Annotated in this window: 13 protein-coding genes; 8 read left to right on the top strand and 5 right to left on the bottom strand. The window is 49.0% G+C overall.

Annotated features, from left to right (window positions below):
- Window positions 1–15: 15 nt before the first annotated feature.
- The gene (locus QWI17_RS10095) at window positions 16–1245 is read left to right on the top strand and encodes an MFS transporter (protein WP_302722382.1); all 1230 of its coding nucleotides are present in this window, start codon (window positions 16–18) and stop codon (window positions 1243–1245) included.
- Between the two features lie 324 nt (window positions 1246–1569).
- Here the strand turns inward: QWI17_RS10095 and QWI17_RS10090 are convergent, their stop codons facing one another.
- Window positions 1570–2433 carry a LysR family transcriptional regulator gene (locus QWI17_RS10090; protein ID WP_302722381.1) on the bottom strand — a complete coding sequence of 288 codons (864 nt, stop codon included), beginning with the start codon at window positions 2431–2433 and terminating at the stop codon, window positions 1570–1572.
- A 120-nt stretch (window positions 2434–2553) separates the two neighbouring features.
- Here QWI17_RS10090 and QWI17_RS10085 point away from each other — a divergent pair, with 120 nt between their 5' ends.
- Window positions 2554–2940 carry a VOC family protein gene (locus tag QWI17_RS10085; RefSeq protein WP_302722380.1) on the top strand — a complete coding sequence of 129 codons (387 nt, stop codon included), beginning with the start codon at window positions 2554–2556 and terminating at the stop codon, window positions 2938–2940.
- A complete protein-coding gene (locus tag QWI17_RS10080) occupies window positions 2937–3587 on the top strand; it encodes an HAD family hydrolase (RefSeq protein WP_302722379.1) in 651 nt (216 codons plus the stop codon). Before QWI17_RS10085 ends, QWI17_RS10080 begins: the two co-directional genes overlap by 4 nt.
- A gap of 47 nt (window positions 3588–3634) precedes the next feature.
- Here the strand turns inward: QWI17_RS10080 and uvrA are convergent, their stop codons facing one another.
- Window positions 3635–6487: an excinuclease ABC subunit UvrA gene (gene uvrA / locus QWI17_RS10075; RefSeq protein ID WP_302722378.1), complete on the bottom strand. Its 2853-nt coding sequence runs from the start codon at window positions 6485–6487 to the stop codon at window positions 3635–3637.
- 146 nt (window positions 6488–6633) lie between these two features.
- Here uvrA and QWI17_RS10070 point away from each other — a divergent pair, with 146 nt between their 5' ends.
- From QWI17_RS10070 to QWI17_RS10060, 3 genes are all read left to right on the top strand, one after another.
- Window positions 6634–7992, top strand: a complete 1359-nt coding sequence (locus QWI17_RS10070; protein WP_302722377.1) for an MFS transporter — start codon at window positions 6634–6636, stop codon at window positions 7990–7992.
- A gap of 106 nt (window positions 7993–8098) precedes the next feature.
- Complete coding sequence (gene ssb, locus QWI17_RS10065; protein WP_302722376.1) at window positions 8099–8680, top strand: single-stranded DNA-binding protein; 582 nt, start codon at window positions 8099–8101, stop codon at window positions 8678–8680.
- Between the two features lie 162 nt (window positions 8681–8842).
- Window positions 8843–10147 (top strand): site-specific integrase, encoded by a 1305-nt coding sequence (locus tag QWI17_RS10060; protein WP_302722375.1) that lies wholly within the window; start codon window positions 8843–8845, stop codon window positions 10145–10147.
- A 201-nt stretch (window positions 10148–10348) separates the two neighbouring features.
- Here the strand turns inward: QWI17_RS10060 and QWI17_RS10055 are convergent, their stop codons facing one another.
- From QWI17_RS10055 to QWI17_RS10045, 3 genes are read right to left on the bottom strand one after another with little or no spacing between them, the layout of a single operon-like run.
- Window positions 10349–10747, bottom strand: coding sequence for a hypothetical protein (locus QWI17_RS10055; RefSeq protein ID WP_302722374.1), 399 nt, complete (start codon window positions 10745–10747; stop codon window positions 10349–10351).
- A 2-nt stretch (window positions 10748–10749) separates the two neighbouring features.
- Window positions 10750–13014, bottom strand: coding sequence for a hypothetical protein (locus QWI17_RS10050; RefSeq protein WP_302722373.1), 2265 nt, complete (start codon window positions 13012–13014; stop codon window positions 10750–10752).
- Window positions 13007–14581: a site-specific integrase gene (locus QWI17_RS10045; RefSeq protein WP_302722372.1), complete on the bottom strand. Its 1575-nt coding sequence runs from the start codon at window positions 14579–14581 to the stop codon at window positions 13007–13009. The genes QWI17_RS10050 and QWI17_RS10045 overlap by 8 nt, the downstream gene beginning before the upstream one ends.
- 313 nt (window positions 14582–14894) lie before the next feature.
- On the opposite strand from QWI17_RS10045, the gene QWI17_RS10040 reads away from it, so the two are divergent.
- Window positions 14895–15068 carry a hypothetical protein gene (locus tag QWI17_RS10040; protein ID WP_302722371.1) on the top strand — a complete coding sequence of 58 codons (174 nt, stop codon included), beginning with the start codon at window positions 14895–14897 and terminating at the stop codon, window positions 15066–15068.
- 102 nt (window positions 15069–15170) lie between these two features.
- Window positions 15171–15699 (top strand): HAD family hydrolase (locus tag QWI17_RS10035; protein ID WP_302722370.1); only part of this gene is annotated, 529 nt, incomplete at its 3' end.

Genomic DNA, 15699 nt, shown 5'->3' with positions numbered 1-15699 from the left:
TCCGGCGGTAAAAATATGAATAATAATGTGAATAACGCACAAAAAATTCGTTGGCTTACGTACCTGATGTTCCTGATGTTCGCTATGACAACGGACGCGGTGGGCGTCATCATTCCCGAGCTAATGGAAGATTTCTCGCTCAGTATGACGCAAGCAGGCTTGGTCCATTATGCTCCTATGGTTGCCATCGCAGTGGCAGGGCTTGGCTTTGGATTTCTGGCCGATAGAATTGGACGAAAGCTGACGATCATCTTGGGTTTGGCGGTTTTCTCCGTCGTATCTTTTTTATTTTTGGTGGGTGATCAGTTTGGTTACTTTTTGATTTTGATGGTTGCCTCCGGTATCGCGATTGGCGTATTTAAAACAGCCGCTCTGGCGTTAATAGGCGATATATCTTTATCAAATCGAGAGCATACCCGAACGGTTAACGGAGTTGAGGCGTTTTTTGCCGTAGGTGCCATTTTGGGGCCCTTGCTTGTTACCTATTTATTATCGCGTGGTGTCGAATGGAAATGGCTTTATGTTATTGCGGGCTGTCTCTGCTTACTGCTGATTGTTCTTTCTTTAATGACCAAATACCCACCACAAAAACAATCAAACGCTGAGCCTGTTAGCTTTACCAGTACACTCGCTATGTTGAAAGATCCTTATGCACTTGGCTTTTCTGTTGGTGCATTTTTGTATGTCGCTACCGAAAGCGCCATATACGTTTGGATGCCCACTTATATTAAGGGGTATGACGGGCCTTTTATGCTGCTTGCGGTTTACGCCTTAACGGTATTTTTTGTGCTGCGTGCGATAGGTCGCTTTCTGGGGATGTGGTTGTTGGGGCGGCTAAATTGGTCATTTGTTTTGGTGTTGTGCAGTGGTGCTATCGCAGTGTGCTTTTCCGTATCAGTTTTATACGGAAAGGCCGCTGCGATTTTTTTACTGCCATTGAGCGGTCTATTTATGTCGGTTATCTATCCTACGCTCAACTCAAAAGGCATTAGTTGCTTCGAGCCTAATAAGCATGGTACCGCAGCAGGCGTTATTTTGTTTTTTACTGCGGCAGGTGCGGCTGCGGGGCCGTTGATAATGGGGGTGGTGAGCGATGTTTTTGGTGGTGACGCCAAATACGGTTTTGTTGTCGCGACTGTGTTTGCGCTCGTGTTGTTCGCGGGGCTTGTATATAACTGGATTAAGCAGCCAGTTGCACACCGCTTGTCCAGCGTGCAGTGGCAACAAACCGAGTCCATTGAGTAATGTCATTGTTGATCGAGTTTTGAAAAGACTAGTTTGCCTCTTCTTAGGGCCTGTCAACACGTAATTTGAATACGTCTGCTGGAAGCAAAACTGGCTCCAGCCCTTTGGGTTGTACCTAAAAATCCGCACACTCTGTGTTACTCGTCACTTATTTCGACTGACCACACTTCTCTCCTTGCGCCTTGACTGGAGAATTTTTAGGTACAACAGGCTGTATTCAATTAGTGTTAACAGATGCCCTAGGTGTTTGCTTGAGTTTTCAATAAGAGGCCACAGAGTACGCGCGTATGACTTTGTGCCCATGTGCATGTAAGGCAGCAAGGGCTACTGCCCGATGGTCTGAAACGCCTGGCGGATAAGCCCTTCGTAATGTTCGGTTTGCGGGGTGTCGATGCGGGTAATATCAAACTGTACGGTCAGGGCCTGGCACTGCTTGGGGAGCAGCTTGATAAGTTCACCGCGTTGAATTTCTCGGCGCGCGACAAACTCGGGTAGCAGCGCAATACCCAGCCCCGCCAAGGCCGCCTCGCGCATGCCCAGTACATCCCCAAAGGTGAGCCTGTGGGCAAATTCGGGGGGCGCTCCCAGTAGTTGTTGCCAGCTACGCAACGCAGAGCCCTGGCGCAACAAAATGGTGTGCCGGTGCAACTGAGACAGCCCGGCCGGTGCACCTTGTTGTTTTATGTATTCGAGGCTCGCGAGTAAACACATGGGCGAGGCAAATAGGCCGGAGGGGGCCGTGCCAATACGCGAGCGAATCGCAATGTCCCAGTGGTCATGCATTAGGTCGACATTGCTGTCGCTGCTGTGCAACTCGACTTTTAGCTCAGGCGCCAGCTTGCGCAGGCTTTTTACCAGGTTGGGCGCGATGAGGCTGCCAAAGTCGACGGGCGTGCTCAAGCGGAGTGTGCCACGGTTCTTGCCATGCGACAGCCCTTCTATGGCCAGATTAAGCCTCTTTTCACAGTCCAGGTACTGTCGAACCAGACTCTCCCCGTCGGCAGTAAAGCGCAGTTGGCTGCCCGATTGGCGCAGTACCAGTGTACTTCCCAGTTTTGTCTCAAGCTGTTTGATTTGGTAGGTCACCGCCGTTTGCGACACGTGCAGGCTCTGCGCCGCCTTGGTGAAGCTGTGGTGGCGGTAAAGAGCAGCCAAAAAAGGCAGGTGGGTAAACAGGTGGTGATTCATACAGATAAGTATATTTAATATATTTTAGTAAATAAATTCATTTTACATATTTATGGTTTAAGCACAGAGTAATGGCGACTTCAACATCAGCACTAATACCAACGAGTACAGGAATTACCAATGAAAATTGACCATGTCGCCATTTACACCGCCAACTTCGAGCGGGCTCGCCATTTCTACTGTGACCACTTTGGCTTTCGTGCAGGGGAGCGCTACCAAAGTGCGAGTAAACCGTTTGAATCATACTTTTTAGAAGCCGAGAGCGGAGCCCGTCTGGAGTTAATGTGGCGCGAGGGGCTTGAGCCGCGCGCGACTAACAACGGTGAGCTCACCGGTATCTCGCACATTGCCTTAAACCTAGGCTCACAGCAGGCGGTTGTTGCCATGTTTGAGCGCCTGCAGGGCGCCGGTTGCCGGGTCGTTTCCGGCCCCCGCCAAACCGGGGATGGTTATTTCGAAGCCTGTGTTTACGATTTGGATGGCAACCGAATTGAGGTTACCGCATGAACACGCAGGCGCAGGTGCCGGTTTTGTCTGCCGCGGATCTGGTCGCGCTTATCAATCGGTATCGGGCGATTATTTTCGATATGGACGGCACCTTAGTAGACAGTGGTCAGTTGCACGAAGAAGCCTGGATCAATACGCTTGCTCGATTCAGTATCCCGCTGGATCGAGCGCAAATGCGGGCCTGGTCGGGAATCTCAACCGGGCAAACCGTGACTATGTTGCTCGAACAACACCAAATGTTAGGGCGGTTTAGCGTTGCAGAGATTTCAGCGTTTAAAGAGGCATGGGTGAAAGCCAATATTCACGGCTATGTGCAACCGACAAGTTTGGCACAGGTGGCGAGGCAGTACTCGGGGCTGATGCCCATGAGTGTCGGCACCGGTTCAAGCGAGGCGGAGGCGGTACCCATACTGCAGCATTGTGGGTTGTATGGTTGCGTCGATTTTGTGGTGGGGGCGGACCGGGTCAGTGCGCCCAAACCCGACCCTGAAACCTTTTTGCTGTGCGCGTCAGGCATGCAGGTTGCGCCGCAGCACTGCTTAGTTTTCGAAGATTCACCCATGGGCATAGCGGCCGCACAGACCGCCGGCATGGGTGTTGTTGATGTCACGGCTCAGCTACTTATCGAAAACGACTACTTTCGCTAAGTGCGTTTAACGTGCTGCGCAAACTAAGCCGGCTGACAAGGCGCCTCTTATGACGCCTTTTTATGACGCAACTTGGCGGCTTTGAGCATGGGGCCCAAAAAGTGCCCGGTATGTGATTTTTTATTCTTGGCCACTTCCTCGGGCGTGCCAGTGGCGATAATCTGGCCGCCGCCGCTGCCGCCCTCGGGGCCGAGATCGACAATGTAGTCCGCCGTTTTAATCACATCCAGGTTGTGCTCAATCACCACAATGGTATTGCCGTGGTCGCGCAGTCGGTGCAGTACATCCAACAGTAATTGAATGTCGGCAAAGTGCAGGCCGGTGGTGGGTTCATCCAAAATGTACAGGGTTTGGCCGGTGTCGCGCTTGGACAACTCTTTGGCCAGCTTGACGCGCTGCGCCTCACCGCCCGAGAGCGTGGTCGCCGCCTGCCCCAGGCGAATGTAGCTCAGCCCTACATCCATCAGGGTTTGCAGCTTTTTGGCAATGGCCGGTATCGCATCAAAAAACTCACGGCCTTCCTCGATGGTAAGATCTAACACCTCGTGAATGTTTTTGCCTTTGTACTTAATCTCCAGCGTTTCGCGGTTGTAGCGCTTGCCCTTACACACATCGCAGGGCACATACACGTCGGGTAAAAAGTGCATTTCTACTTTGGTGACGCCGTCGCCCTGGCAGGCCTCACAGCGTCCGCCTTTCACATTAAAGCTGAAACGGCCCGGCTTGTAGCCGCGCGAGCGCGCCTCTTGGGTGCCCGCAAACAGCTCGCGTACCGGCGTGAAAATGCCGGTATAGGTGGCGGGGTTGGAGCGCGGTGTGCGGCCGATGGGGCTCTGGTCGATATCCACGCACTTGTCGAGTTGGTCCATACCTTCAATTTCATCAAAGGCGGCGGGCTTTAGCGTGGTGGCGCCATTGAGTTCGGTGGCGGCAACAGGGTAGAGGGTGGCGTTAATCAAGGTGGACTTGCCCGAGCCGGATACCCCGGTAACGCAGGTCATCAGCCCCAGCGGGATGGTGAGGTCAACGTTTTGCAGATTGTTACCGCGGGCGCCTTTAAGCGAGAGCGTGCGAGCCGGGTCGGCCGCTATACGTTTGGCCGGAATGGCAATCTCTTTGCCGCCCGACAAATACTGCCCGGTAAGTGATTGCTCACATTCCATAATGTCATCGACGGTGCCTTCGGCGATGACTTCACCGCCGTGCACACCCGCGCCGGGGCCAATATCAATCACGTGGTCGGCCAGGCGAATGGCGTCTTCATCGTGCTCTACCACAATCACCGTGTTGCCCAAATCGCGCAGGTGGGTCAGGGTATTGAGCAGGCGCTCGTTGTCGCGCTGGTGCAAACCGATGGAGGGTTCATCGAGAATGTACATAACTCCCACCAGACCGGCGCCGATTTGGCTGGCCAAGCGAATACGCTGGGCTTCGCCGCCCGAGAGGGTGTCAGCACTGCGGCTCAGGCTTAAATAATTCAGGCCCACATCCACCAAAAAGCGAAAGCGGTCGCGCAGCTCTTTCAGTATTTTGTCGGCAATGCCCGCCTTGGCACCGCTAAAGGCGAGTTCAGTAAAGTAGGTTTGCGCCTCGCCAACCGGCATATTCGCCACTTCGGGCAGGGTTTTCTCATCCACAAACACGTTGCGCGCCGACTCGCGCAAACGGGTGCCGTCGCAGCCGGGGCAGTGCTGGGTGGATAAATATTTGGTGAGTTCTTCGCGCACACTGGCCGACTCGGTATCCCGGTAGCGGCGCTCCAGGTTGGGTATGACGCCCTCGAAGGTGTGGTTGCGCTTAATCACATCGCCGCGTTCGTTAACGTAATTAAACGCCAAAGATTCGCCGTTCGACCCCTGCAAAATAATGTTGCGGTGCTCGGGTTTGAGTTCGTTCCAGGGGGTGTCGACGTCAAAGCCGTAGTGTTCGGCCAAGGCTGTCAGCATATGGAAGTAGTAAATGTTGCGTTTGTCCCAGCCGCGAATCGCGCCCTGCGACAAGGGTGCCTCGGGGTAGAGCACGACTTTGCTTTGGTCAAAAAACTGTTTTACGCCTAAACCGTCACAGGTGGGGCAGGCGCCGGCGGGGTTATTAAAAGAAAACAGGCGCGGCTCTAACTCACTCAAGCTGTAATCACAGACCGGGCAGGCGTGCTTGGCGCTGAACAACTGGTCGGGTTGGTCGCCATCCATATAGCTGATGCTGACCAAGCCTTCCGACAGGTTAAGGGCGGTTTCGAACGATTCCGCCAGCCGTATTTGCAAGTCGTCCCGCACCTTAAAGCGATCCACCACCACGTCAATGCTGTGCTTCTTCTTTTTATCGAGCTCGGGCGCATCGTCCAGATCAACCAGCAGGCCGTCGATGCGGGCGCGAATAAACCCGTCACGCTGTAAGCTTTCCAGGGTGTGTAAGTGCTCACCTTTGCGGTCGCGCACCACCGGCGCCATCAGCATAAGCTTGGTGCCTTCGGGCAGGGCCAGCACGGTGTCGACCATTTCGCTGATGGTTTGCGCCGCCAGCGGCTGCTTGTGGGTGGGGCAGCGCGGCTCGCCCACGCGGGCGAACAGTAGCCGCAGGTAGTCGTATATTTCGGTAATCGTGCCCACGGTGGAGCGCGGGTTGTGCGAGGTGGACTTCTGCTCGATGGATATGGCCGGGCTTAAGCCTTCCACGTGATCGACATCGGGTTTTTCCATCATCGACAAGAACTGGCGAGCGTAGGTCGATAGTGACTCCACGTAGCGGCGCTGGCCCTCGGCGTAGAGGGTGTCAAAGGCCAGTGACGATTTACCCGAGCCGGATAGGCCGGTAATAACCACCAGCTTGTCTCGCGGAATATCAAGATCGATATTCTTCAAATTGTGGGTGCGGGCGCCGCGTACAAAAATCGTATCCAAAAGCTCACCTGTGTGGATGCTGAAAAACCGATCATTATACGGTAAGCGAGAGGTGCTTGTGGTAATCGTTTGCAATGATTGGTTGGTCGCGGCTGTGGTGGTAGAATTCCGCACCTTGCTAACGCCATGACAACAATAGGTTTGCTTTGAGCCCCAGCCCCTCTTCATTCGAACGCCGCACCGTATCGGCGCTAGCCTCTTTGTATGCGTTCCGCATGCTGGGGTTGTTTATGGTGCTGCCCGTGCTCAGCCTTTACGGCGAGAGCTACACCGGCGCCAGTGCTGCTTTATTGGGTTTGGCGCTGGGGGCATATGGCGCATCCCAGGCACTGCTGCAAATACCCTTTGGCGTACTTTCAGACAAAATTGGCCGCAAGCCGGTTATTGTCGGCGGGTTGCTGATTTTTATTGCCGGCTCCGTGATTGCAGCGCTGGCCGATTCGGTGTGGGGTTTAATCATTGGTCGCCTGCTGCAAGGCTGCGGCGCTATAGCCAGTGCGGTAATGGCACTGGTGACTGACCTTACCGCCGATGAAAACCGCACCAAAGCCATGGCCAGCATTGGCGCCAGCATCGGCGTGTCTTTCGCGCTGGCTTTGGTGTTGGGCCCGGCGCTGGCCGGTGTGGGCGGTTTAAGCCTTATATTTTGGGTGACGGCGGCGCTCGGCTTAGTGGGCATTTACGTTATTTTGTTTCTGGTGCCCTCGGTGGCGCCCAGTGTGAAGCGCCGGCGTGAATCCGGTGCCGTGCCGCAGTTGCTGTTGCAAACCCTGCGCAATAAAGAACTGCTGCGTTTGGACTTGGGCATCTTTGCTCTGCATTTTGTGCTGATGGCGAGCTTTGTGGTGGTGCCGGTGGTATTGAGCGGCCCACTCGGGCTGGCCCGCGCCGACCACTGGCTGGTGTACTTGCCGCTGCTGGGCTTTTCATTTATCGCCATGTTGCCTTTTATTATCATTGCCGAAAAACGCCGCCAAATGAAGCCGGTGTTTTTGCTGGCGATCAGCCTTATCGGCGTATCACTGGCCTGGCTGATGCTGGTACCTAAGGGCATGCTGTGGTGGATTATCGGCTTGTTTGGCTTTTTTATGGCCTTTAACCTGCTGGAGGCAACGCTGCCGTCACTGGTAAGCAAAATGGCCCCGGCCGGCTCCAAGGGCACGGCGACAGGTATCTATTCAACCGCCCAGTTTGCCGGCGCCTTTTGTGGTGGTGCGCTGGGCGGTTTGGTGTTGCAGCTGGCCGGCGTGTTTTGGGTGCTGGCCCTGTGTGTGCTGGTTATAGCGCTATGGTGGTTGGCGGCAAGGCCTATGGCGCCGCCCAAGTACCTGGCCAGCATGTTGTTCCCGCTGGCCGGGCGCAGCGCCGAAGACATAGAGGCTAAGCTTGCCGGGGTGGAGGCGGTGGCAGAGGTGCTGGTGGTGCCCAGTGAGGACATGGTGTACCTCAAAGTAGACTCGGCCGGGGTCAATCGCGCTGAAATCAATCAGCTGCTAGGGCAGTAACGTCGCCGGATCATTATAGTGATCACCAGTGCAATAGTGTAAGCTCAACACCCAAGACATTTGACGAAATAATTTGCTAAAGCAACGAAGACTTCAGGAGACAAATATGGCATCGCGCGGCATTAATAAGGTGATTTTGGTCGGTAATCTGGGGCAAGACCCGGAAACGAAGTTTATGCCCTCAGGTGGCGCCGTAACCAACATCAGCGTGGCCACGTCCGAAACCTGGAAAGACAAAAACACCGGCCAGCCGCAAGAGCGCACCGAGTGGCACCGTGTGGTGTTCTTTAACCGCCTGGCGGAAATTGCCGGTGAGTACCTGCGCAAGGGCTCCAAAGTGTACATTGAAGGTTCACTGCGTACCCGCAAGTGGCAGGGGCAGGACGGTCAGGATCGCTACACCACCGAAATCGTTGCCGGTGAAATGCAAATGCTGGATTCGCGCGGCGGCGACAATTCCGGCTACGGCCAGGACAACTACAACCAAGGCCAAGGCTATGGCGGCGGACAGAACTTCGGCGGCCAAAACCAAGCGCCTCAGCAGGCTCCACAAAATCAAGCACCGCAAAACCAAGGTGGCTTTAACCAGGGCGGACAGCCTGCGCAGCAACCACCACAACAAGCGCCCCAACCGCAGCAGCCAGCCAGTGGCGGGTTTGATACGTTTGATGATGATATTCCGTTTTGACTTTCACTTAAGGCGTGCTTTTGTAAAGTATCGCTCTGTAGCCCTTTAGTGGCGAGGCCTTGAAAAGAAAGTTTACATTAAAGTTGTATTTTTTTGTAAACTTTTTTATGCTTCACTCTAAAGGTTTACGCTTACTTAGTATTTTGTAAGGTATGGAGCGTTATGAAAACAAAATTATTTATTGGTAAGACAGGTGAAAGATATTCAATCCTGTTAAATGATAAGGGGATGCCACTTGACTATCCCAACCTATTCGTCACCACGATGTATAGGAACGATGGACAAGCATCTTCTTCCTGTCAAAAAGCTTTAGAGCATGTTTCTTTTCTTTTAGAGGTGTGCAACGGTTTAGAAATTTACGTTGAGGAAAGAACTGCTAGAGGTGAGTTTCTTACTCATGAAGAAATACAGAGGATTGTTTATTTTGCAGGGATCACGCGAGAAGCAACGAAAGCAAAGCTCAAAGCAACAAGCAGCAATGTTACAAAGCTAAAAGTAGCTAAGCCAAGGATGCTAGAAACAGCTAGGTATTCAATCGTTGCAGAGAAAAAAGAAGACAAGGTTTACTGGCAAACTAAGTACAACCGAGTCAGTGTTTTTTCGCGCTACGTCAGTTGGCTTGAAAAGTATCATCATCCCTATGCAGAGACGAGGACTGAATTTTACTTCACTGAACTGCGACCTCAAAAAAATGAGGGGCCAACCTATGGAGAGATGCTCGAAGTCGCTACCTACAAGTCGTTAACCTCAGAAGAATGCGCAATTTTCCTTGATCGTATCCGCCCTGATTACTCTGACAATCCATGGAATGACGAAAGCATCAAAGTACGCAACTATGCAATGTTCATGTTCATGTGGGCACTGGGTGTGAGGCTTGGTGAATGTCTCAACGTGAAGCTTCAAGATCTGGTTGTGAAAAAAGGAAAACGCTATGTTGTGATCAGGCGAAATGCTGATGACATCAATGACTCGCGTGTCAACCAACCAAAGGTTAAAACCAATGGTAGAAGCTTGGCATTGTCACCAAAGCTACAAAAGATCCTTGATGATTACATCTACGAACATAGGGCAAACTTACAGAACGTTGCCACCAATGAATTTTTGTTTGTTTCTCATCGCGTTAGGAAAGGAAAACTGAACCCCTTGTCGATAAGTGCAGTCGAAAAAATATTCGCACAACTAAGCGAGACAATGGGCTTTCATGTGCATCCACACCGACTCCGCCATACTTGGAATGACCGTTTCAGTGAAGCAATGGATAAAGCAATTGCTGCCGGAAAAACAAACGAAGAAAAATCAGAAGCTGACCGATGCCAACTCATGGGCTGGAGACAAGGCTCGTCAATGTCGCTGGTGTACGCATCTCGACATAACTCAAGGCGTGCTATGACACTTTCGCTCAATATGCAAGATGCTGACTTCGCCATGAAGGAAAGTATTGAGTATGACGATGACTTACCCTTCTGAATTGGATGAGAGAGTGTGTGTAAAGCTGTTTTAGTGTAAAGCTCTCTATATATACTTGTTCAGTAATAATCCTTTAAGAAGTAAGCCATTTTGACGTGTAAAGTTTAAAGTGGCTCATGAAGGCTCCTGAAAAGTGTAAACTTGTCATGGCAACGTAAAAGTGTTTTTGCGGTGAATAACCTGTATACAGCCACCTAACATTTATTTTTCCGGAAGCGGCCGATTAAGCTGATCTTGCTTCATCCCATGTATATGCGCGTTGTACTGCCAGACGAGAAACTGTTCCAGCAAGTTTTTGTTTTCTCGTTCTAATCGAGCATTCTTTCGATTTAGTGTCTCAATCTCTTTGGCTGCGGCGGCTAAGGAACTGGGTAGCACTTTGCCTCCTTGTTTCTTTTTGCCTCTGAGGTGGAGTTTTAAATCATCAAATGCTCCTTTTATACGGTCATGACTTTGCAGTGTTTGTCGCGTGTGGCTAATGCCCAGATCGTCATCCAGAGAAAGGCAAAGCTTTTCCCAAGTAACTTTCTTGCTGAGATCCCATTCGTCAAGGTATTCAACAATTGCCTCTATGTCTTTGTCAGTTAAATGCTTTGCCATAATTAAAAATCCTCCAAGACAAAGTCGTTATAGTCAAAGTCATCATCGTCGTTTGGCACCACGATGCCAGTTGGTGCTAGCAGCTGATTTACAGAAACAAATTCAACTGGGGTAGCATCATTAACAGTAGCTTTTTCACGGAAATGATTCTCAATTTTAGGTAGCCTTTTGCGGCCGTTAACCTCTAGCGCTCTGTCTAAATGTGTCACGCTCTCTGCGTCAGCTAGCTTAATCATGTCGCCATCTTTGACATCATCGCTTGTTAGCCATGCTATGAGGCTCTCACAGCGCTTGATAGTAGTTAACCTACGCTGATACCACTGCTGTGCACCGCTCACTCCATCATTGACTGCTTTTTCTTCACCCTGGAGTAATAACTTTTCCTTTTTTAGCTGCTCTTGCAGTCGTTTAAGTCTATCATCATTGCCTTTGGTACAGACAAGCTCATTACAATTTAAGCAATCTCGATGTTTCATGCAGGGTTCGTCAATATATGAATGTTTGCACTCACCGTACTCAGTAATGTGAACTGCAAGACTTGTTCGGGTATTATGCTCTTGCAGGGAACGAAGATCGCCTTTCGCAATTTGGACTTTAAACAGACTCCTAGCGCCATCGTTCACCAACAGCTCGCCTTTAGACTCATGCTCTAACCAATCATGATTGTACTCTTGTTCATCCGTATGGTCGTAATACCGATTATGTTTTGGGTCAGCTCTACCCGCCCACTTAGACCTTAAGGTATCGCTCATACCATTAACAGATGCCATGGTATCAAGTAAATGACGAGGTTGATGACTTCTTAACTCCAGCCCCCTGTATCCATGGCGAGCGAATATTGAAAGGTTGCCAGTAGAAATTTCACCCGTTGTCCGATTTCTCTTTGTGGTTGGTTTTAGATCCTCATTCAAGGTCGTAATGTTAGGGATCCAAAGCTCTGTGTATATAGTGCCTTTGGCTGCACTGAACTGGTTAGCAAAACAAGAGTAAAGTGCTTCTGACCACTTAAGTCTCACCTTTCCTTTCTTAAACGGTATATAAGGCCATGCCTCTGGTAGTCTTCCCCTTACAATAGTATTTAAGTCTCTTAACGTGACTGCGTAGTCAGTTATTGCTATGCCATTTTTTCGGAGGAGTTGATTGCCAGATATTACAGCCTGTTCATTAGTCAGTTGAGATGTATCCAAACCCAGGGCGGCGACTGCTTGTGCTTTTGTAAGCAACTTGTCTTCATTAACTGTCGGACAAAGAGAGTGACGAGGAAAGTCCTCAGATTCCTCAAGCATTCTTGCAAACTTTCTGGCTTTTTCAGATTGATTCTGCAATCTTTCAATCGCAGCTTTAACAATAGGATTCATGACATCTGGAACCCATTTGTTTTCGTAGCCGTAGCCTTTTCCCGAAAACCATTTTATACCTATTTGTTCTTGAGCAGGTTGTTCGTCGTCATCCTCGGAAAACAAAATCTCTGAGCCATCACTTTGCTTTAATGCGCTGCCAGAAACGCTCTCAGTGCTACTCTGAGGCTTTTTAAAAACATGAATATCGAGACAGTCAGCTCTAAGATAAAGAGGCTCTGAGCCTCGCTCTGGAGCGCTCATCATCAAACTAAATGTAGATGTTGTGAATATATCTCTAGGGGTAAGATCTGTATCTTCTTTTGCAAATATTTCTGCCATCGCCATTATCGATTTCTCGTTGGGCATCTTGCTCTCTCGATACTCTTGACCAACGTCGCCGGTAAGCTCTTTTTTGTCTTTCGGCTTAGGAAAAGGATTTTTCCACTCAAAAGGTTTTATCATTTTGTGATCAATTAAGAACTTGCGCATGAAATTTAGCTTCATTCCGGCTTGATATGCTGCGCCCTCAGCCATACCTGCTTTCGCTTCTTGTGCTGCTTGATCGAAATCTCGCGGGAGTAATTTGGCAATTTCGACTTTTTCACCACGGTTAGTGACTGCTGCTTCTAATGCTCTGACTGCATAGAAATGCGCATATATGGACGATCCGCTCCTTATTGCGTGGTACTTTATGTAAGCCTTTGCAAACCTTATGATTGAGTCATCGAGCCAAGTGGATTTATCTTTTTTTCGGCTATTGACGCCTATCTTAGTGAAGTTGCCGAGGCCACACCAATAGTGGGAGCAGTAATCCATCTTAGTGTTTGGATTTGAAACGGCTTCAACCTCACTGATGAAGTCTTCAATATTATTCTCAAATTCAACCTCATGTTTAGGAGTAAATAGTAATATGTTAGCATCAGACACCTTTCTTTCTCTCCTCTTCACAAGCTTTCATTACTTGAGCGACGGCTAGGATTGCGCTGTCGTTAATCTGCACTACTTTCGCGTCATTAAGTGTTTCGGATAATCTCTTTCGCTCTTCAAGCAACCATTGAAGAACTTCATGATGAGGTGCGCCTTTCCAAGGCAGAAATTTAGGGCATAAATAACAAGCTATAGGGGCATAATCAGTACAAAAACTTCTTGAGCCACAACTTCCCACATCACATCCTTTATCGGCACAAGGGATACGAGTGGCATCAGGGTTAACCTTAAAGGCATCTTCCTCATCCTCAACAATCTCGCCCTTGAATGCACTTGCATAACGAGCCAATGGATTGTTCATAATGCTTGATATTTGTTGGCCCAACTCAGGTGAATTAGCAACGTACACTTTAACATGCTCGGTACCATCGTGATCTAGTAGCTTTCCGATAGTTATTGCACCCGCTTTGGCTTGCGCTGCTCGCGTACCACCAGTGTATCGGAAGCGATATGCGGTGGTTGTTAAAAGCGCTCCAGTACGCTCAGATATAATCTCAAGCTTATCAACAATTCTCTGCAATTCCTTCGTCAACTCATCGGTATTTAAGTGCGGAATTTCACTTTTTAGATAGTCAATAACGTTATTATTATCCTGTTCGCAAAGCTCATCTATCAACCTTTGGTTAAAAAACATCGGCAACTCTTTTGCTTCTTCCTTGCTGAATTTCCGACCTATCTTGGATTCTGCCTCTTGAATCGAACTTTGGATATGTTTCGTTAGTACTAATCCTATACTTTCGACTAACGCAAATGCTGTCGACTGCGAGCGAAATTTTCTACCCTTACTCTTTGATCGAGGAATGTTAATTTTAAAAATCATCTGCCTTGTAGCCAATATGTTTGAATTTGCTATAAGATCCTGAATCTTGAGCTGCTTTAAATTTGCTGGCCGTCTAAATGTCGCCATGAATAACTTTACGAGCGAATACTCTCTGTCCGAAAGTGTGCCATCAGCATATTTATAGTCCAAGGCCGATTGAATAGCTCTAAACTCTAAATCACTATAAGGTCCCTCTTCTGGATCTTGACTTGATACTGGAACCCCTCTTTCGCCACCTCCAATTACCCAATCATTGAACTCTCTCATAAATTCATCAGGCACGTGAAAACCCATTTGAACCATTCTTCGCATAAAGGTGCGGAAAGTAGAAACAGCTTGGTTTCCACTCCGTTCAGGAAATGACTTCTTGTAGGCCATGAGACCAGTCAATGTAAAGCCCTTACCATGTTTTAAAAAACGCCTTAATTGGACAGTGTGCGAAACAACATATTTTGCCGAAGTAGTGATTGCGAAGTGTTCTAGCGTAGCGAGGATGTTTTCTTGATATTCATTAGGGTATGACCATACAACGTCGACATGCACAGTTGTCTCTGAATCCAACACCCACCTGTGATGACTAGTATTAAACTCGAAACCTGCAGACGAAATTTGAATTCCATTGTCAGAATCACTCTTGAAATACTGGCTCGCGTCAGCGCCTACATATTCTTCATTTTGTTTATTCATAATGTTCCGTGTTTTGCTATAAATATATGAAGTTAAATTAAGCCATAAAAGCCTTCACATTCTGTATTGTAAGTTAAGTGCGTTCATTTATAAGTTACGTGCATTAATCCTGATCTATTTTAACAAAATAGAACAATATGCGCTCATATTGTTGAAATTATATCCGTTCCACTCCATTTTTTACCTCCACAAACCTTTAAAAGACTCAATTCCAACGATTTTCACTGTTTTTATATATGAGTCAGGAAGTACGTGATACTTATAGCAGACGTTTTTCAATTTTCACGTCCCATTTATTAGATCAAGACAAAAAATGTGGTATTTAATAAATGGCGCCCTTTTTCTAATATTTTTATTCAATGCAGTATCTGAAGGCGAGGTTATTACGCCCGCAGCAATATGTCTGGAGTCCATTCGCTATAAAAGGCTTTATATACTGGCTTTACATAAGAGCTTGCTCGATGATGAGCCCGGGCTGTTCGATTGATGGAAACGCTCTTGGATTAAGTCTAGACAGGGGGCTCTGCATCGATGCTAAGCTATGAGACTCAAAGCTTGTTGAAACGGAAGCACAAAGGGTACTGGTGGAATGGGTGAGTTGGGAAGTAAAGACAGGAGGCGTTCAAGGCTACTGGTGCTTGATGTGGACCATACCCTGCTTTATGCACCCACCTACGATCCATTGTTAGAAGTTGTTAGCGGGGCAAGCATGACTCGCAAAGCCTTCTTCGACGCACTGCCAACCGGGGGCGTGACGATTCAGGTGGGGCGCCCAGAATTGGTCTATCCCAGGCCGCATCTAGCCACTTTTATTCAAGAGGCTAAGGCCATGGGCTATGATCTAGGCATATGCACCACGGCGACCTTAGATTATATTGAGTTGCTGTTGCCCCGGTGTGGCGTAGAGCTGAGCCTATTTTCAGTGGTTGTAACCAGAGAAGACTTATCGCGAAGCGGGGGTAAATTAGTCAAAAACTTACACCGCTTTTCTGAATTTGGTTATAGCTTGGATGATGTGGTTGCCATTGATGACCGAGAGGATATACACCAACACACGGAGAACCTCTTAACGATAAAGCCCTTTAATATCAGCCGTGATGATTTCAGGGAAGACAAAG

This window comes from Gilvimarinus gilvus (assembly GCF_030518155.1).
GTDB lineage: Bacteria > Pseudomonadota > Gammaproteobacteria > Pseudomonadales > Cellvibrionaceae > Gilvimarinus > Gilvimarinus gilvus.
This window is presented reverse-complemented; position numbering and strand designations above follow the sequence as displayed.